Source organism: Rhodobacter sp. CZR27 (assembly GCF_002407205.1).
Lineage (GTDB): Bacteria > Pseudomonadota > Alphaproteobacteria > Rhodobacterales > Rhodobacteraceae > Cereibacter_A.
This window is the reverse complement of sequence record NZ_CP023548.1, coordinates 1,541,284-1,557,574: the sequence shown is the minus strand read 5'-3', so window position 1 is coordinate 1,557,574 and position 16,291 is coordinate 1,541,284. Positions and strand designations below refer to the sequence as shown.

Below are 16,291 nucleotides of genomic sequence, written 5' to 3'. Positions count from 1 at the left end.
TTATGCCCAGCCGAAATTGCCGGGCACCTCGCCAAGGAGGAGCCGATCCACTCCCGCCCCCGGATAATCGGGAAGCGTCCGCCTCAAGTCAAGCGCAGAGCCCGGAGCGCGGGAGCCGTCCGCCGCCATGGATGGGCACCGCCCGGACGAGCGCCGCGCGGCGCAGGCGTTCCTCGGCGATCAGCCGGTCGAGCAGCGCCTCCTCGCGGGCCAGTTCCTCGCACCCGAGGCTGCGCGCCGAGGGTTTGATCCCCAGCCGCGCCCGGTCCGGAAGGACCGTTGCGGCCACCGGCCGCCCGGGCCGCTTCGAAGCGCCCTGACGGCGCAGAAAGCGCGTCACGGCCCGGGCGTGCAGCCGCGCGCGCCAGTTCAACGCGCGGTCCGGCAGCCGCTCGCTTTCCCGCTCGGCCGGCGCAGCCAGGGGATCGATCAGGTCCTCAAGCTCGCGCATCTTCGCCAGATAGCGCCGCGCCGAGACGCTGGCCGCAGGCTCCGCCGCCGTCAGTGCCGCGGCGGGCGCGAGCCGCCGGGCCAGCGCCTGCAGGCGGCCGATCCAGTCGAGGCCGGTCCGCGCCTCGATCCGCAGCACGAGGCCGGGAAGACCATGCCTCTCCAGTGCCGCCGCCGCGGCATCGGCGTGGCCCCTGCCCTCGGCCGCGATCAGCAACGCCACCTCCTCGCCGCCGTCCGACAGCTCCGCCAGATCGGCGTGGAGGTCGGGCGCCGAGGCATCGTCCAGCGCCATGGCGACCACCCGGGCGGCGCGCGGGATCCGGCGGCAGTTCACCGGGCGGATGCCGAGCAGGCTCACGCCCGGCGGAAGCAGATCGTCGATCAGGAACGGAGCGGCTCGGCTCATGCAGGGTCTCCGGGCGGGAAGGTTGGACTGCGGCGCCAGTGGCTGCAGGGCGCCGGTGACGGTAGGCTCGTCGTCTCCTCCCGTCCCCTGCAGAACGCCCGCCGCAGGACGCGGTTCCGCAGCCGACCGCCGCAGGCCCGGCGAAGCCCTGCCGGGCGCCTCAAGGTCGGGATGCAGCAGGCCGCCCGCGCGGGGCCGGCTGCGCCGTTCACGAGCCATGCGCGCACCATCGGCTCTGCCCTCTCGCGCGTGGTCCTGCGCCAAGGAGATGCGCCGCGACGGCACCGCCTTCGCTCCGCCCCCCGCGCGGGTCCCGCGGCCTCCGATCCGGGCGCCCCGGGGCAACAGACCCGCTGCTTCCTGTCCAAAGGGCAACAGCAGGCTTGCCCCTGTCGCACAGGCTCTTGCCATACGGCGCAGGGTCATGTCTCCTTGAAGCGAAGGCCGCGCCCGGTCGGGCGAGGCACCGCGTCATCCTTTGGTTACGGGGGAAGCAGGGCCCGACGATGCTTGCGACCTTCCCGGCGGGAGCCGGGTGCGGAAGATCCCGGCGCCTGCCAGTCCACGTGCACGCGGCCCTCGCAACCGCACGGCGCAGGGCTGGCTGCGCATCGCATGGGAGGCCGGATGAACATCGTCGACGAGGCCCGCCCCAGGACCATCGCGCGCGAGCGGTTCGACACGATCTACCTGACCCTGCGCGACCGGATCTGCCTGCTCGACTACGAACCGGGAACACGCCTCGGCGAGGAGGAACTGGCGCGCGAGTTCGGCGTCTCGCGCACCCCGCTGCGCCGCGTCCTGTCCCGTCTCGAGGCCGAGGGGCTGGTCGAAAGTCGGCACGGGGTGGGCACCTTCGTCACCACGGTCGACCTCGAGGGCCTGATCGAAACCTACAAGCTCCGCATGGAACTGGCGGAGCTGATCGGCCGGCTCGATCCCCTGCCGCGGTCCGAGGACGACCTTGCTCGGATCCGCGCCCTTGTCGCCCAGTGCGAAGCCCTGCGCCTCTATCCCGACCCGCGGCGCTACGCCCGGCTCAACATGCTGTTCTTCCAGCAGGTCGCGCAGATGATCGGCAACCAGCCGCTGCGCGAGATCACCGAGCGGCTCTATTACCTCACGCACCGGATCTGGCTCACCTCGGTCCCGCACCTGAACCTGTCCGACGAGATCGAGGTCTTCCACCGCGAGATCGTCGACACGCTGGCCGCGCTCGAGCTCGGCGACTTCGAGGCCGTGGGCTACATCCGTCGCAGCCACATCTCGATGAGTGTCCACCGGATGGGCAGGTTCGCGTCGAAATGCTGAGCCTCGGCGCGCTCAGTGTCTTGGCGCTTTGGTTTTGCCGGATGCCGGAGCCACGGAAATTAACCAACCTCGAGGCGCGATGCCTGCCCTCCCGCGCGGACCGGCTTCCGCCATCGGCGGCGCCAGCCATGCCATTGGCGCAGAAGCCATGCATTTCCTGCATGGCCGCCTTTCCCGTCCACAGCCGAACCTCAGATTGTGAAAGCTTCGGGAGCCGTCTACGAAAGTTTCTTGCCGGACCATTCCCTCGGGAGGATTCCGTTCGGCGGAAGCCTTTTTCAGGGAGGGGAGCCCGATGCTCGACGGCGTTCAGAACGACAGGATCCGCCACGGCCGTCTGCGCGAGCGGATCGTCAGCGCCGAGGAAGCGGCGGCGCTCATCGAGGACGGCATGACCGTCGGCATGTCGGGCTTCACCCGCGCGGGCGAGGCGAAGGCCGTGCCGATGGCGCTTGCCGCGCGGGCGCGTCAGCATCCGCTGAAGATCACGCTGATGACCGGCGCCTCGCTCGGCAACGACCTGGACAAGACCCTGGCCGAAGCGCACGTGCTGTCGCGCCGGATCCCGTTCCAGTCCGACCCCGCGCTGCGCAAGGCGATCAACCGCGGCGAGGTGATGTTCATCGACCAGCACCTGTCCGAAACCGTCGAGATGTTGCGCACCCGGCAGTTGCCGCGTGTCGACGTCGCGGTGATCGAGGCGGTGGCGATCACCGAGAATGGCGGCATCGTCCCCACCACCTCGGTCGGCAATTCGGCCTCCTTCGCCATCCTTGCCGAGAAGGTGATCGTCGAGATCAACCTGAACCAGCCCGCCGAGCTGGAGGGATTGCACGACATCTACATCCCGACCTACCGGCCCAACAGGATGCCCATTCCGGTCGTGACGCCCGAAAGCCGCGTGGGTCTGCCCTTCATTCCCATCCCGCCCGAGAAGATCGCCGCCATCGTCGTGACCGAGAAGCTCGACAGTTCCGCCTCGATCCTCGATCCCGATGAAGACACCCGGGCCATCGCCGGCCACCTGACCGATTTCCTCAAGCACGAGGTCCGCGCGGGCCGGCTCGACAATACGCTCCAGCCCCTGCAGGCGGGCATCGGCACCATCGCGAACGCCGTGCTGCACGGCTTCATCGAGACGCCGTTCCACGACCTGAAAATGTATTCCGAAGTTCTGCAGGATTCGACCTTCGACCTGTTCGACGCGGGCAAGCTGCGCTTTGCCTCGGGCTCCTCGATCACGCTGTCGGCGGACAAGTACCAGCAGGTCCTGCCCCGGCTGGCCGAGTACAAGCCGCGGCTGATCCTGCGCCCGCAGGAGATCTCGAACCACCCCGAGGTGGTGCGCCGCCTCGGCCTGATCTGCATCAACACCGCGCTGGAATTCGACATCTACGGCAACGTGAACTCCACCCATGTCATGGGCACGCAGATGATGAACGGCATCGGCGGCTCGGGCGACTTTGCGCGCAATGCCTATCTTTCGGTCTTCGTGACGAAGTCCGTCGCGAAGCATGGCGCGATCTCGTCGGTCGTGCCGATGGTGAGCCACGTCGATCATACCGAGCACGACGTCGACATCCTCGTGACCGAGGTCGGCCTTGCGGATCTGCGGGGGCTGGCCCCGCGCGAACGGGCGGCGACGATCATCGCCAACTGCGTCCATGCCGACTACCAGCCGCTGCTGCGGGATTACTACGCGCGGGCGGCGGCACGCGGCGGCCACACCCCGCATGTGCTGGAGGAGGCGCTGTCCTGGCATGGCCGGCTGGCCGAGACCGGGCGGATGGCCTGAGCCACCGTTGCGACGGGCCGGAGTGTCGGCCCGTTCGGCGCGCCCTGCGCCAGCCGGACGCGCCAGCCCGTCTATGAGGTCGTGATTGGCGGGCTGGAGCTAGACGGGCCGCGTCGGCCCCTCAGCCTTCCTTGCGCCGCGGCGGCCGGCCGGGGGCGCTGCAGTCGTTCAGGCGTGCGGCGATGAAGGTCTCGATCGCCGGCGCCGGAAGCGGACGCGAGAAGAAATAGCCCTGCGCCTCGTCCACGCCCTCGGCGCGGGCACAATCGAGTTGTTCCTGCGTCTCGACGCCTTCGACCGTGGTCCGCATGTTCAGGCTGCGGCCCAGGCCTGCCACGGCCTTGAGGATGGCGAGCGCCTCGCGGGCGTGCGGCAGGTCGCGGATGAACGAGCGATCCACCTTGATCTTGTCGAACGGAAAGCTGCGCAGATAGCCGAGCGAGGAATAGCCGGTGCCGAAATCGTCCATGACGATCTTCACCCCCACCCCACGCAGCTCCTGCAGGATGCCGATATTGCGGTCGGTGGGATCGAGCAGCACGGATTCGGTGATCTCGAGCTGCAGCCGTTCCGGCGGAAGACCCGAGGCGCGCAGCGCCGAGACGACGCTGTCCACCAGTGCGCCGCCATGGAACTGCAGCGGCGAGAGGTTCACTGCGACCGAGACATGCCCGGGCCAGCGCGTGGCCTGTGCGCAGGCCTCGTGCAGCACCCATTCGCCCATCGCGCCGATCAGGCCCGCCTCCTCGGCCACCGGGATGAACTGGTCAGGCGTGACCCAGCCCGCGCCCTTGCGGTGCCAGCGCATCAGCGCCTCGCAGGCGGTGACCTCGCCGTCGCCCAGACCGACGAGCGGCTGGAAGAACACCGAAAGCTCGCCCTTCCCCAGCGCCGTGCGCAGCGCCGCCTTCATCTTCTGCCGGGTCTGGAGGTGGATGTCGGTGGCCTCGTCGAACACCCGGCAGGTGCCGCGGCCGGCCTGCTTGGCGGCATAGAGCGCGACATCGGCCGAGCGCATCACCTCCTCGGCGGTGTCACCCTCGCTGCGGGCGAAGGCGATGCCCACGCTGGCGCCGACTTCCGGCACCGTGCCGTCGAGATCGTAGGGCTTCGAGACCGCCGCGATCAGCCGCCGCGCGAGATCGCAGGCCTCCTTTTCCGAGCGGACCGGGGTCTGGATCACCGCGAACTCGTCGCCGCCCAGCCGGGCCACCGTGTCGGTGCTGCGGACCGAGGTGCGCAGCCGGTCCGCCACCTGGCGCAGCACCTGGTCGCCGACCGGATGGCCGCGCGTGTCGTTCACCGCCTTGAACCCGTCGAGGTCCAGCATCAGCACGGCCACCGACCGTCCCGGCATCAGGTCGGCAACGGCCTCCTGATAGCACTCGCCGAAGTAGTGGCGGTTCGGCAGCCCGGTCAGCATGTCGTGCCGCGACATGTGGAAGACCTGAAGCTGCGCCAGCACGCGGTCATCCTCGGCCTGCCGGCGGGCGCTGATGTCCACGCAGCAGCCGATGTAGCCGATGAAGGTGCCGTCGGCCAGGAAGCGCGGCTGCCCGACGTCGATCACCCAGGACCAGGCGCCGTTGGTCCGGCGCAGCCGGTATTCGTTGGTATAGGACCGCCGCCGTGCCAGCGCGTCGGCGAAGATCGCGCAGGACGGCTCCACGTCGTCGGGATGCACGCAGGCCAGCCAGCCCTCGCCGAGCGCCTCGTCCAGGGTCTGGCCGGTGGCGGTCAGCCAGCCGCGGCTGACGAAGGTGTTCATCCCCTCGACATCGGTCACCCAGATCATCACCGGCGCATCGTCGGCAAAGGCGCGGAACCGCGCCTCGCTCTCGCGCAGGTGGGCGATGGACATGTGACGCTCGTGCACGTCCTCGAGCAGGCCATACCAGCGTTCGATCCGCCCGTCGGCATCCCGCCTCGCGGCGACACGGACCCGGAACCACCGCCACGCGCCGCTCGGCATGCGCAGGCGATGCTCGGCATCGAAGGGGCCGCCGCGACTGGCGGCCTCGGCCCAGAGCGCCATCAGCTCCACCCGGTCGTCGGGGTGCATCACCCCCCACCAGCTGTCGACGTGCCGGGTGTCGGCGGGCAGCCCGGTCAACTCGGCCAGCCGGTCCGAGACATCCGAGAGCGTGCCGTCGGGGCTGAAGCTGAAGGGTATGACCGGATGCAAATCCATGAGCCCGCGCAGATGCGCCTCGCGCTCGCGCAGGACCCGCTCGGTCTGGCGCAGATCGGTGACGTCCACGAAAGTCACGACCAGGAAGTCGCCCGCCGGTCGACGCGAGACGAGAAAGCGCCGGGGTCCGCCCGGCGCCGGCAGTTCCTGCTCGGATGTGCTGGTGCCCTCGTCGCGCGCGGCCCGGTCGAGCGCGTCGATGTCCCCCGGTCGCGCGGAGGGGATCAGCGCGTGTTCCGGCAGCCCCACCAGTTCCGTCCGGCTCTGGCCGAAGACCTCGCAGGCGGCGCGGTTCACGAAGACCAGCCGGGACTGGCGGTCCTTGACCAGCACAGGATGCACCATCCCGTCGAAGAAGCCGACCCAGCACTCTTCGGCCACGGCATCGGGGCGTGCGGCAAGACCTGTGCGAAGCATCGGCATGTCGGTCATGGCTGCGACAGGATCGCGCTCTCGATGTGGCGGGCGGTCCGGCACCTGTCCGGTCCGCCGGTTGCGGATCAGAACAGCATGAATCCCAGGGCGACCCAGAAGCCGCAGCCGCCGATCACGCTTGGCAGGAGCCACCAGCCCGACGGCAGACGACCCTCGGCATCAGGCAGTTCCTCCGCCTCGGCCGGGGCCGGCGCGGCGATGACAAGGCGCGGGGCGCCGATGCTCAGGCTCTCGCTCATTCGGGATCTCTCGGTTTCGGTGACGGCGGGCTTCTTCCACGCCTTGCAGAGTTTAGAACAACCTCGCCTTGTGGCGGTCACGACAGGGGGATGCTGCCTACGACAATTAGTATGGCATTCCCCTTCCAAGGTCTTAACGCGGTCCGGGATGAGCCGGGAAAATTGCACAGCCGTTTCGTCCGGGACGCCGCGGCGGCTAAATCCTGCCGGGCGCCGACCGTTACCAAGCTGACGCAGACCAGCCGGAGGAACCGCCGTGACCGAGAGATTCGCCCCTGCCCGCAGCCCCCTCGAGACGGCGCTTCCCAAGGCGGTGGCACAGCGGATGCTGGCGCTGATCGAGGCGGTCGGCGAATATGACGGACGCGCCGCGGCGCACAGCCTGACCGGCCTGCTTCGGCTGGCGGCGGGCGAGCCGCCGACCCTGGCCGAGAGCACGAGCCTGCAGATCGCGGGCCTCGCGACCATCGAGGACGGCCATCTGGCGCTGACGCCCGAGGGGGGCGAAGTGCTGGCGCGGGAGACAACGCACCGGTCGCAGCCCTCCCTGCCGCCAGCCGTCCCCGAGCCTGTCGTGACCGCCGGCGACGAAAGCCCTGCCCCGCTTGCCCGGCTCAGGATCGGCCCCGCGAGCTACGAGATCGCCAGCTATCCCGGCAGCGATGTGCTGGCCTTCCGCACCGATGCCGACATGGCGTGGCGCGACCTCGAGGCCGACCTCTCGCTCGGCTGGTTCGAGATCGCGGCCGAGATCCTGCAGCGCACGCGCAACGCGCTGGAGGAATATGTCCGGATGCACATGATCCGCCGGCGCGAGGATCCCTGCACCGACGGGCAGAACGGCTTCGACCTCTACGGCCTCGGCTGGGAGGTGCGCGAGACGGGAACCGCGCTTCTGCTGCGGCTCGACGGCGATGCGGACTGGCGCGAGGTCCGGCCCTCGGCGCTCGCCCATGTGACGGGGATGCGCGAGCGCGCCGCCGCCGCCCTCGTCGCCGAGGTCCGCGACCTGCGGGACCGCATCGGGGAGGATGTCCACGCCTGGGCGCGGCGGCTGGCCGCCGGTGCCATGGTCGAGCCGCTCTGATCCTGCGGGAGGTGGCACGGCCGCCTTCGGCTCAGGTTCGGCCATGCGCCCCGCCCTGCCTGCCCCGGACGGGGTGCGGGCGGGCGGGGCGTCGCGGGACCCCGCGCCTTCCGGCGCCGACTCAGTCCTCGCCCTGCATCTCGCCGATGAAGCCGCGCAGCCGCTCGATGGCCGCCTTCTTGATCTGGGACACCCGGCCCGTGGTGACGCCGAGGATCTCTGCCACCTCGTAGACGTTCAGTTCCTCGACGAAGATGAGTTGCAGAAGCAGCGCCTCGCGTTCCGGCATCCGGCCGAGCGCGCGGCGCAACAGGCCGCGCATCTGCGTCAGCTGCAACTGGTCTTCGGCCGAGGGGTCGCTGCCCTGGAAGAGCGTGGACTGGTCGTCATAGACCTCGTCCAGCGAGGCCGTGTGGCTCGAGGCGAATTCCGCCAGCCAGTCCTGGTAGTCCGAGACCGGCATCCCGAGTTCCTCGGCGATCTCGGGCGTCTCGGGCGCGCGCATCAGCCGCCCCTCCAGCCGCTGCACCGCGGCCTTCACCTTCTGCTGCATCACGATGGTCGTTCGGCAGAGCGTCGAGTTCGATCGCAGGAAATCCATGATCGAGCCGCGGATGCGGATCGCGGCATAGGCCGCGAAGCTCACTCCGTCGCGCGGCTCGTAGCGGTGGCTCGCATCGACGAGGCCCATGTAGCCGATCTGGATCATGTCGTCGATCTCGACCTTTCGGCCGATCCGGGCGTGCAGGCTCCAGGCGATGCGGCGCACGAGGTCCATGTGGCCGCGCACCAGACGCTCGGGCGTCTGCGCCTGCTCGGCATAGCCGCGCGAATGGATCATGCCCGGTCCTCCCTCTCATCCGACCCGCGTGCCCAGCCCGCGGCCCAGGCCGCGAGGCGGTCGCGATCCATGCGGCGCAGTGCATCCACCACGCCGGTGCCGCCGCTCTCCCAGCCAAGGCGCAGGCCGGACCGGGCGAGCGCGGCCAGTTCTGCCTCCTCGGGCGTCCAGAGATCCGTCCGCGTCAGGCAGAGCGTCACCCCCGCCGGGGCCGCGGCCAGCCGCAGCGCAAGGCGCGGCGCAAGACCCGCAGGCAGGGCCAGCACCACCTCGGCGCCTGCCTCCATCATCGCCTCGATCCGCTCGGGCGAGGCATCGGGCAGGCAGGACAGGTCCACGATCTCCGGCCGCAGCGGATCGGGTTCCGGCGCAAGGAAGGCGTCGAGATCGGCCAGCCGGGGCCGCTCGACCGGCAGGTCAAGGAGCCGCGCCCAGTGGCGCAGGCGGGCGTCCGGCCCCTCGTGGCCCACGCGCGGGGCCAGGATCACCGGCTCGGCCCCGGGCCGCTCCTCGATCATCAGCGCGGCGAAGCGCAACGCGAGCAGGGTCTTGCCTGCGCCCGGTGGCCCCACGACGACCAGCCGCGCCGGCAGGCGCGGCGGCGTCGCGGGCAGCAGCGTGTCGGCGAGTGTTCCGGACCCGGGTGACAGCGGCCGCGGCGCGGGCGGCACCCAGCCGCGCTCCGCCACGAGGGCGGGGCGCGCGGTTTCGGCCCGGCGCTCTTCCAGAAGCTCGCCGAAGGTGCGGGGGGTGCCGGGCACGGGCGGCAGTTCGCGCGCCGCGCGGATCTCGATCTGCCCGTCCCGCTGGGCAGTGGACAGGATGTAGGCATCCGGCCCGAGGCGGCGGAGGACCTCCTCCATCGCCTGCTGGCTGTCGGGGGCGCGGACGGTGAGGACGCCCATGGCTTACCTCCCCGCCGCCTGCGGCAGCGACGGCGCGCCGCCCACGGTGCCCACGACCTCGACCCGGCGCGCCTCGGGCAGTTCGCCCATGCCGATCACCACCGCGTCGGGCAGATGCGGCCGCACGAAACCCGCGAAGGCCCGGCGCAGCGGCTGCGCCACGATCACCACCGCCTGCTTGCCCTGCCCCGAGGCCAGTTCCAGCCGCTCGGCCAGCGCGCTCAGCAGCGACTGCGCGAGACCGTTGTCCACCAGCAGCATCTCGTCCCCCTGTCGGCGCGAGCGAAGCAGGAGCTGCTCCAGATCCGGCTCCAGCGTGACCAGCGGCAGGGGCTGGCTCACCGGTCCCAGCTGCTGCAGCAGAAGCGGCACCAGCGACGGGCGCAGCGCCTCGGCGAGGTCTGCGGGTCCGAGGTTGCGCCCCGAAAGCTCGGCCAGCCCCTCGAGGATGCGCCGCATGTCCGAAACCGGGATGCGGTCGGCCAGCAGCGCCCGCAGCACTGCCGTCAGCACATGCAGCGGCACGAGCTTTGGCACCACCGACTGCACCAGCGTCGGCGCCGACCGCGCCAGCGTGTCGATCAGCCCCTGCACGTCGTCCTGCCCGATCAAGGCCGAGGCGTGCTTCACGAGGATCTGGCTCAGGTGCGTCGCGATCACCGACTCGGGCTCGACCACCACATGGTCGTCGGCCTCGGCCTCGGCGACCTGATGCGGCAGGATCCAGGCGGCATCGAGGCCGAAGCTCGGGTCCTTCACCGCGATGCCGTTCAGCTTGCGGCGCGAGGCGCCGCCGGGCAGCGCAAGCTTGCGGTCGGGATAGACCACGTCCTCGGCCAGGATCGCCTGCCCCACGCGGATGCGGTACTGGTTCGGCGCGAGGCCGAGGTCGTCGCGGATCCGCACGCCCGGCACCACAAAGCCGAGCGCCTTCGACACGTCGCGCCGGATCGCGGTGATCCGCGCCACCAGCGCGCCCCCGCCATCCCCGGCCAGCGGGATCAGCCCGTAGCCGATCTGCAGCGAGATGGGCGCATAATCGGTGATCTCCTCGGTGGTGATCGCTTCCGGCCCGGGCTTTGCCTCGGCCTCGGCCGCCGCGGCGCCAGCTGCTGCGCCGGGTGCCGCCGCCTTGCCCGGCTCGCGGCCAAGCGTGACCCAGGCCACCGCGGCGGCCGCGCCGCCTCCGATCAGGAACAGCAGGTTCGGCATTCCAGGGATCAGCCCCATGATCAGCATGACGGCCGCCACCGGCACCCACGCCCGGCCGATCCCCATCTGCGCGCCGATCAGCACGCTCATGTCCGTGTTCGACGAGACGCGCGTGACGATGATCGCGGTCGCGATCGACAGCAGAAGCGAAGGTATCTGCGCCACGAGGCCGTCGCCGATCGACAGAAGCACGTAGGTCTCGGCCGCCTGCATCACGCTCAGGCCGTGCTGCGCCACGCCGATGATGATGCCGCCGACGATGTTGATGACAAGGATCAGGATCCCCGCCATCGCGTCGCCCTTCACGAATTTCGACGCGCCGTCCATCGCACCGTAGAAGTCGGCCTCGGCCGCCACGTCCGCCCGGCGCTCGCGCGCCTCGTCGGGGGACAGGAGGCCCGCGTTCAGGTCGGCGTCGATCGCCATCTGCTTGCCGGGCATCGCGTCGAGCGTGAAGCGGGCCGAGACTTCGGACACCCGCCCCGCGCCCTTGGTGATCACCACGAGGTTGATGATGACGAGGATCGCGAAGACGAAGGCGCCAACGACGAAGTTGCCGCCGATCACGAACGAGCCGAAGGCCTCGATCACCTTGCCCGCCGCATCCGCGCCGGTGTGACCGTGGCTGAGCACGATCCGGGTGGAGGCCACGTTCAGCGCGAGGCGCAGCACCGTGGCCACCAGCAGGATGCTGGGAAAGCTCGAGAAATCCAGCGGGCGGTAGGTGTGCAGCGCCACCATCAGGATCAGCAGCGACAGCAGGATGTTGCCGACGAAGAAGATGTCGAGCAGCGCGACCGGCAGCGGCAGCACCATCATCGCGACGATGACGAGGATGCCGACCGGCAGGGTCATCCCGCCCAGCCGCGCTCCCCAGCCTTGCGGGGCGGCGACGGCGCTCATGCACGGGGCTCCGGGAGGCGGCTGGGGGACATGTCGGTCACTCGTTGGGTCGGCGTCGCGGCGGGTGCTGCAAGCCCCGTGCCAGCGGACGGGCGCGGTCTGGCATGGCGCTTGCAGCCCACAGACCGACCGCCCCGCCCAGCCAAGGACGCCGCCCATGCCCCTCCGCCCGCGCCTCGGACGCCTTGCAGTCCTGGCCCTGCCGCTTCTGGCCGCCTGCGCGCCGCCCCCGCCGCGGGCGACGCAGGCCCTGCCCGCGGATGCCGGGCCACGCACCACCCAGCTCGCCCAGCTGAAGGATGCCTACGACCGGCTCGACCCGCCGGCCTCGCGCCGCGGCGCCGCGCCCGCCTCGCTCGGCGCAAGGCCGCTCGTCACCGGCCTCGGCTTCGCGCAGGTTTCCGGCCAGCCCGGCCGCACGCTGAACGAGCGCCGCCTGATGGCGCTGCGGGCGGCGCGGCTCGAGGCGATGCGCGATCTTGCCGAGCAGGTGCACGGGCTGCGGCTCGATTCCCGAACCACCGTTCAGGATGCTGTGGCGGTGAACGACCGGATCGACGCGGCCGTCAGCGGCACGCTGCGCGGCGCCCGGCTGGTGCGGATCACGCCCAAGGGCGAGGACACCTACGAGGTGGAACTCGCGCTCGATGCCGATGCCGTGGCCTATATCGTGAAGGCGGCGCGGCAGCGATGAGGTGGCTTGCCCTTCTCCTTGCGCTGGCGCTGGGGGCACCCGCCACGGCAGAGCAGCCGATCCGGGTCGAGGCGGTGGGCTTCGGCACGCTTACCTCGACTGCCGACCGCGATGCGGCGCGGCGCCGCGCGGTGGCCGACGCGCTGCTGGCGGCGGCGCTTGCCGGCGGGGCCGAGGTCTCGGGCCATACCGCCACGAACCGCGGGATCGTGACCTCGGACGTGGCCGTGGTCCGCACCGTGGGCCGCATCCTCGAGCACCAGATCCTTGCCGAGGACCTGTCGGGGTCGGTCTGGCGGGTGCGGATCAGTGCCGTGGTGGGCGAGGGAACGGGGCCGCTCTGCCCGATCCGCACGCTGATCGTCACGGCCTATGCCCCCGAGGTCCAGGTCGATCCCCATGCACCGGAGTGGTCGGGCGAACTGGCCGGCACCATCGCCCGGCGTCTGGTCGAGGGGCTGGCGCGCCATCCGGCCGTGTCGCTGGCCCGCGTGACCGACCGTGACATGCCCCGCCGGTCGCGCGCGGGCGACGCCTTCGACTATCAGGTGCTGACGCAGGGCACCCTGCGCCTGCCGGGCAACGGCCACGGCTTCACGCCGGTGATCCGCCTCCGCCGCATCGCCGGCCCGAAACTGGAACTGGATCTGGAGCTTCGGCTGGCCGCCAGCGACGGAACGGTGGCGGTCCAGCGTTTCGTCCGCCGGATCCGCCTGCCCGCGCCATCGCTGCTCGGCGGTCTCGCGGTGCTCGCGCAGCCGCAGCGCGAGGCGATGGCGGCGGCGCTGCTCGACGGGGCGGACCGGGCGCTCGCGGAGCTTCTGGACCGAGAGGGCTGCGAGCCGGTCTCGGCCCGCCTCGCGGCGGCGGGTGGCCTGCTGGAGGTGCCGGTGGGGCGCGCGAACGGCCTGACGCCCGGAAGCCTCGCCTTCACCTCCGACAGGCTCGGGTCGACCCGGATCCTCGAGGTGGCGGACCTGCGCAGCGCCTCGGCCCGGCTGCGTCCGCTGGACCCGACCGTCGGCATCGCGCAGCTTGCCGGCCGGCGCGTGCAATTCGTGGAGACCGGAAGGTGAAGGCACTGGTCCTCGCCGGCCTTCTGGCGCTTCCCGCCGCCGCCGCAGAGCACGGGCTGAGCGGGGCCGAGGCCGCCGGGCTGATCGCCTCGGCCATGGCCCGGGCGGGCGTTCCGGGCGAGCCGCCCGCGCCGCTTCGCCCGCTGCCGCCCTGCAGCCACGAGCCGCATGTCGGGCCGCTGAATGGCAGCTGGTCCACCGCCGAGCTGCGCTGCGAGGCACCGGAATGGAAGCGTGCGCTGCGCACGAAGGCGCCGGCGCGGCACGATCCCCGCAAGCACCGCGCCGTCCCCGACGAAGCGACGGCCGTCGTTCTGGCCCGCCCGGTGCCCCGGGGCGCGGCGCTGGCGCCCGCGGATCTTGCGCCGGCCGAGGGCGCGATGCAGGCGCGGACGGAGGCGCTGGTCGGCCGCCGGCTGCGCGTGGCCCTTGCCCCGGGCCAGCCGGTCCTGCCGCGGCATCTGGAGCCCGACCGCCTGGTGACCCGGGGCGAGCCCATGGCCCTGCGCGTCGTGATGGGCGGGATCGAGGTCCTCGCGCCCGGCGAGGCGCTTTCCGACGCGGGCTTCGGAGACCTCGTCGAGGTGCGCAACCTGTCCAGCGGCATCACCGTGAAAGCCACCGTCACCGCGCGAAATATGGCCGAGGTCCGGCCTAACATGCGCTGAAATCCAGTCGTTACGAGGGGCATGAAGGAGGGTAAAATGGTCGAATCCGTCGTCCCCACCCCCGGCCCGAGCCGTCTCGAACGCCTGAAGGACACCCCTGCGCGGGTGGACCGATCCCATGCGGGGGCCATGCCGGGCCTCGCACGGGCCACAGGAGACACGGTCGAACTGAGCGCGACCGCTCTGGCCATGCCGGAGGAGTTGCGTTCGGGCCCGCCCGTGGACCTGCAACTGGTGCAGAAGATCAAGGACGCCATCGCCGACGGGAAATATCCCATCGACCTGGAGCGCATCACCGACGCGCTGTTCTCGGACTACCTGGATCTGAAGCCCTGAGACCTGGAAAACCGGAGCACCGTCTGGAATGAGCCCCCTTCTCGTCCTGTCCCTTGCCCTGTCCGTCGCGGCGGGCGGCGCGCTGTCGCTTGTGCTGCTGCGGCGCCGACGTGCCGCAATGGCCCTTTCGGCAGTCGCCCCATTGCCGCTGGAGGCGCAGCTCGCGGCGCTGGAGCAGCGCCTGTCCGACCGGCTGCATGACATGGACTGGCGGCACGCGACGGCGCTCGACCGCATCAGCGCCACCACCGACAGCCTGCAGGCCGATCTGGACTGGCTGACCGGCGAGCGGATGATCGACCAGGCCATCGCGCTCGCCCGCCGGGGCGAGGAACCGGAGACCATCGCCGCCGAGGTCGGACTGGATCTCGATGAGGCGAAGGCCGTCGCGCGCCTGCGCCGCCACTGACCGGAAGCTGAGCCGCAACGCCCGCCGTGCCTTCACGGCGGGCGTCCGCGCAGGCGCGCAGACCGTCCGCATCCTTCGAAGGTTCCTGCCCCGGGGTGCCGTTGGCGGCAAGGCTCCGCGCGGGACCTTTGGGCAGTCCTTCAGCCCTCTTCGCCGCGGCCGCGCCCCCACCTGCGGCCGACCGGCCCGAACGGCTATCCGTCAGGACGCGCTCGCCTTTCCTGCCGCGACCTCAGCCGGTGGCGGCGCAGGCATCGGCGGGGCGGGTGGCGGTCCTGCACCAGGCCGCAAAGGCCGCAAGGGCCCCGTCCTGCACGCTGAAGCGGTCCCTTTCGGGCACCTGCGCCAGTGCTGCATCGCGCGCGCCTGCGGCCTCCGGCCGACCCAGCGCCGCCGCGATCGAGAGCCATTCATAGGCCCGCCGGGCATCCGGCTCGGGCCGAAGCTGCAGAAGGACGCGCGCAAGGCCGAACATCGCCGCGCTGTCGCCCTCGGCCACGCGGGGCAGAAGCGCGGCCTCGATGCGGGCTGACAATGCCTCCAGTGCCTCAGCGGGCAGGTGCCCCTGAAGCCGCGCCGAGAGCGCCTCGGCAGGCTCCACCCCCTCGAGCTTGGCAAGCCACGCCCAGTAGAGCGCCTCGCGCGGGTTCTGCGGCAGCCCGGCGCCTTCGGCGTAAAGTAGGGCGAGGTTGAACCGCGCCTCGGCATCACCCGCCTCGGCCAGTTGCCGGAACAGGACGGCCGCCCGTCCGGCCTCGCCCTTGCGGAAGGCCGCGACCGCCTCGGCAAAGGGATCGGCCGCCGCGGGGGCCGCCAGCGCGAGACAGAGCAGGACCGCGATCCTCATTTTCCGGCCATCATCACCAGTTGCAGGTAAAGCATGCGCTGGCGCGGGCGCAGTGGCCCCTTCTGCTCGTAGACCACCACGCGGGGCCGCGCGCTGCCCTCGGTCTCGAACACGATGCTGATGGTTTCGGGAAGGAAGACCCCGTGACGCGCCAGAAGGCTGACGGGATCGGCGGCAAACTCGTCGCGGAACAGCGGGTCGATCCAGATCCGCGCCAGCGCCCGGCCGAGGATGTCGGGCAGATAGCGCTCGACCTGCGCCCGGTTCCTCAGGTGTGTCTCGGTCCGCACGAGGTCGAAGGCGTCGGCGGGGCGGTCCTCGCGCGCAGGCCGCGCCGGGACCGGAAGCCGTTCGGCCAGCGGGGCGAGCACCTGCGGCAGGTTCAGTCTCATGCGTCTTTCCTTCCCGTTTCGCCGGCCCGCACCGCGGCGCAACCAGGCTCACGCTTCCTGCAACGGCGGCGGGCCGAGGTTTCTTAGCCGC

Annotated in this window: 16 protein-coding genes; 8 read left to right on the top strand and 8 right to left on the bottom strand. The window is 71.2% G+C overall.

The genetic code is table 11. The annotated features are described in order from the left end of the window. Positions 1–88 precede the first annotated feature (88 nt). Complete coding sequence (locus tag CK951_RS07595) at positions 89–859, bottom strand: hypothetical protein (RefSeq protein ID WP_096785575.1); 771 nt, start codon at positions 857–859, stop codon at positions 89–91. Positions 860–1,486: 627 nt separating this feature from the next. On the opposite strand from CK951_RS07595, the gene CK951_RS07590 reads away from it, so the two are divergent. Both CK951_RS07590 and CK951_RS07585 read left to right on the top strand, forming a co-directional pair. Then, positions 1,487–2,170: a GntR family transcriptional regulator gene (locus tag CK951_RS07590; protein WP_198402420.1), complete on the top strand. Its 684-nt coding sequence runs from the start codon at positions 1,487–1,489 to the stop codon at positions 2,168–2,170. A gap of 295 nt (positions 2,171–2,465) precedes the next feature. Beyond that, positions 2,466–3,965 (top strand): acetyl-CoA hydrolase/transferase family protein, encoded by a 1,500-nt coding sequence (locus tag CK951_RS07585; protein WP_096785573.1) that lies wholly within the window; start codon positions 2,466–2,468, stop codon positions 3,963–3,965. Positions 3,966–4,086: 121 nt separating this feature from the next. On the opposite strand, the gene CK951_RS07580 is transcribed toward CK951_RS07585, so the two are convergent. Further along, entirely contained in the window at positions 4,087–6,588 is a 2,502-nt protein-coding gene (locus CK951_RS07580; protein ID WP_096785572.1) for a bifunctional diguanylate cyclase/phosphodiesterase, read from the bottom strand. Positions 6,589–6,656: 68 nt separating this feature from the next. Beyond that, a complete protein-coding gene (locus tag CK951_RS21360) occupies positions 6,657–6,830 on the bottom strand; it encodes a hypothetical protein (RefSeq protein WP_096785571.1) in 174 nt (57 codons plus the stop codon). A 256-nt stretch (positions 6,831–7,086) separates the two neighbouring features. On the opposite strand from CK951_RS21360, the gene CK951_RS07570 reads away from it, so the two are divergent. Next, on the top strand, positions 7,087–7,917 hold the full coding sequence (locus CK951_RS07570) for a hypothetical protein (protein ID WP_096785570.1): 831 nt from the start codon (positions 7,087–7,089) through the stop codon (positions 7,915–7,917). Positions 7,918–8,038: 121 nt separating this feature from the next. Here CK951_RS07570 and CK951_RS07565 read toward each other — a convergent pair whose 3' ends face one another. From CK951_RS07565 to flhA, 3 genes are read right to left on the bottom strand one after another with little or no spacing between them, the layout of a single operon-like run. Further along, positions 8,039–8,758 (bottom strand): sigma-70 family RNA polymerase sigma factor, encoded by a 720-nt coding sequence (locus CK951_RS07565; RefSeq protein ID WP_096785569.1) that lies wholly within the window; start codon positions 8,756–8,758, stop codon positions 8,039–8,041. Then, the gene (locus CK951_RS07560) at positions 8,755–9,663 is read right to left on the bottom strand and encodes a hypothetical protein (protein WP_096785568.1); all 909 of its coding nucleotides are present in this window, start codon (positions 9,661–9,663) and stop codon (positions 8,755–8,757) included. The genes CK951_RS07565 and CK951_RS07560 overlap by 4 nt, the downstream gene beginning before the upstream one ends. Positions 9,664–9,666: 3 nt before the next feature. Next, entirely contained in the window at positions 9,667–11,778 is a 2,112-nt protein-coding gene (flhA, locus tag CK951_RS07555) for a flagellar biosynthesis protein FlhA (RefSeq protein WP_096785567.1), read from the bottom strand. 157 nt (positions 11,779–11,935) lie between these two features. On the opposite strand from flhA, the gene CK951_RS07550 reads away from it, so the two are divergent. Genes CK951_RS07550 through CK951_RS07530 form a run of 5 tightly spaced genes read left to right on the top strand, consistent with a single transcriptional unit; the run spans position 11,936 to position 14,961 of the window. After that, the gene (locus CK951_RS07550) at positions 11,936–12,472 is read left to right on the top strand and encodes an LPP20 family lipoprotein (RefSeq protein WP_096785566.1); all 537 of its coding nucleotides are present in this window, start codon (positions 11,936–11,938) and stop codon (positions 12,470–12,472) included. Beyond that, on the top strand, positions 12,469–13,548 hold the full coding sequence (locus CK951_RS07545; protein ID WP_096785565.1) for a flagellar assembly protein T N-terminal domain-containing protein: 1,080 nt from the start codon (positions 12,469–12,471) through the stop codon (positions 13,546–13,548). Before CK951_RS07550 ends, CK951_RS07545 begins: the two co-directional genes overlap by 4 nt. Beyond that, a complete protein-coding gene (gene flgA / locus CK951_RS07540) occupies positions 13,545–14,216 on the top strand; it encodes a flagellar basal body P-ring formation chaperone FlgA (protein ID WP_096785564.1) in 672 nt (223 codons plus the stop codon). The genes CK951_RS07545 and flgA overlap by 4 nt, the downstream gene beginning before the upstream one ends. Before the next feature lie 36 nt (positions 14,217–14,252). Next, a complete protein-coding gene (gene flgM, locus CK951_RS07535) occupies positions 14,253–14,552 on the top strand; it encodes a flagellar biosynthesis anti-sigma factor FlgM (protein ID WP_198402419.1) in 300 nt (99 codons plus the stop codon). Positions 14,553–14,580: 28 nt separating this feature from the next. Beyond that, positions 14,581–14,961 carry a hypothetical protein gene (locus CK951_RS07530; protein WP_096785562.1) on the top strand — a complete coding sequence of 127 codons (381 nt, stop codon included), beginning with the start codon at positions 14,581–14,583 and terminating at the stop codon, positions 14,959–14,961. Between the two features lie 232 nt (positions 14,962–15,193). Here the strand turns inward: CK951_RS07530 and CK951_RS07525 are convergent, their stop codons facing one another. Then, positions 15,194–15,808 (bottom strand): SEL1-like repeat protein, encoded by a 615-nt coding sequence (locus tag CK951_RS07525; protein ID WP_096785561.1) that lies wholly within the window; start codon positions 15,806–15,808, stop codon positions 15,194–15,196. After that, positions 15,805–16,200 carry a hypothetical protein gene (locus CK951_RS07520; RefSeq protein WP_096785560.1) on the bottom strand — a complete coding sequence of 132 codons (396 nt, stop codon included), beginning with the start codon at positions 16,198–16,200 and terminating at the stop codon, positions 15,805–15,807. Before CK951_RS07520 ends, CK951_RS07525 begins: the two co-directional genes overlap by 4 nt. Between the last annotated feature and the right edge of the window lie 91 nt (positions 16,201–16,291).

Excerpts from the sequence above, each read along its gene's own strand:
- CK951_RS07595 (WP_096785575.1), bottom strand. The coding sequence starts at position 859 with ATGAGCCGAGCCGCTCCGTTCCTGATCGACGATCTGCTTCCGCCGGGC.
- CK951_RS07590 (WP_198402420.1), top strand. The coding sequence starts at position 1,487 with ATGAACATCGTCGACGAGGCCCGCCCCAGGACCATCGCGCGCGAGCGG.
- CK951_RS07585 (WP_096785573.1), top strand. The coding sequence starts at position 2,466 with ATGCTCGACGGCGTTCAGAACGACAGGATCCGCCACGGCCGTCTGCGC.
- CK951_RS07580 (WP_096785572.1), bottom strand. The coding sequence starts at position 6,588 with ATGACCGACATGCCGATGCTTCGCACAGGTCTTGCCGCACGCCCCGAT.
- CK951_RS21360 (WP_096785571.1), bottom strand. The coding sequence starts at position 6,830 with ATGAGCGAGAGCCTGAGCATCGGCGCCCCGCGCCTTGTCATCGCCGCG.
- CK951_RS07565 (WP_096785569.1), bottom strand. The coding sequence starts at position 8,758 with ATGATCCATTCGCGCGGCTATGCCGAGCAGGCGCAGACGCCCGAGCGT.
- CK951_RS07560 (WP_096785568.1), bottom strand. The coding sequence starts at position 9,663 with ATGGGCGTCCTCACCGTCCGCGCCCCCGACAGCCAGCAGGCGATGGAG.
- flhA (WP_096785567.1), bottom strand. The coding sequence starts at position 11,778 with ATGAGCGCCGTCGCCGCCCCGCAAGGCTGGGGAGCGCGGCTGGGCGGG.
- CK951_RS07550 (WP_096785566.1), top strand. The coding sequence starts at position 11,936 with ATGCCCCTCCGCCCGCGCCTCGGACGCCTTGCAGTCCTGGCCCTGCCG.
- CK951_RS07545 (WP_096785565.1), top strand. The coding sequence starts at position 12,469 with ATGAGGTGGCTTGCCCTTCTCCTTGCGCTGGCGCTGGGGGCACCCGCC.
- flgM (WP_198402419.1), top strand. The coding sequence starts at position 14,253 with ATGGTCGAATCCGTCGTCCCCACCCCCGGCCCGAGCCGTCTCGAACGC.
- CK951_RS07530 (WP_096785562.1), top strand. The coding sequence starts at position 14,581 with ATGAGCCCCCTTCTCGTCCTGTCCCTTGCCCTGTCCGTCGCGGCGGGC.
- CK951_RS07525 (WP_096785561.1), bottom strand. The coding sequence starts at position 15,808 with ATGAGGATCGCGGTCCTGCTCTGTCTCGCGCTGGCGGCCCCCGCGGCG.
- CK951_RS07520 (WP_096785560.1), bottom strand. The coding sequence starts at position 16,200 with ATGAGACTGAACCTGCCGCAGGTGCTCGCCCCGCTGGCCGAACGGCTT.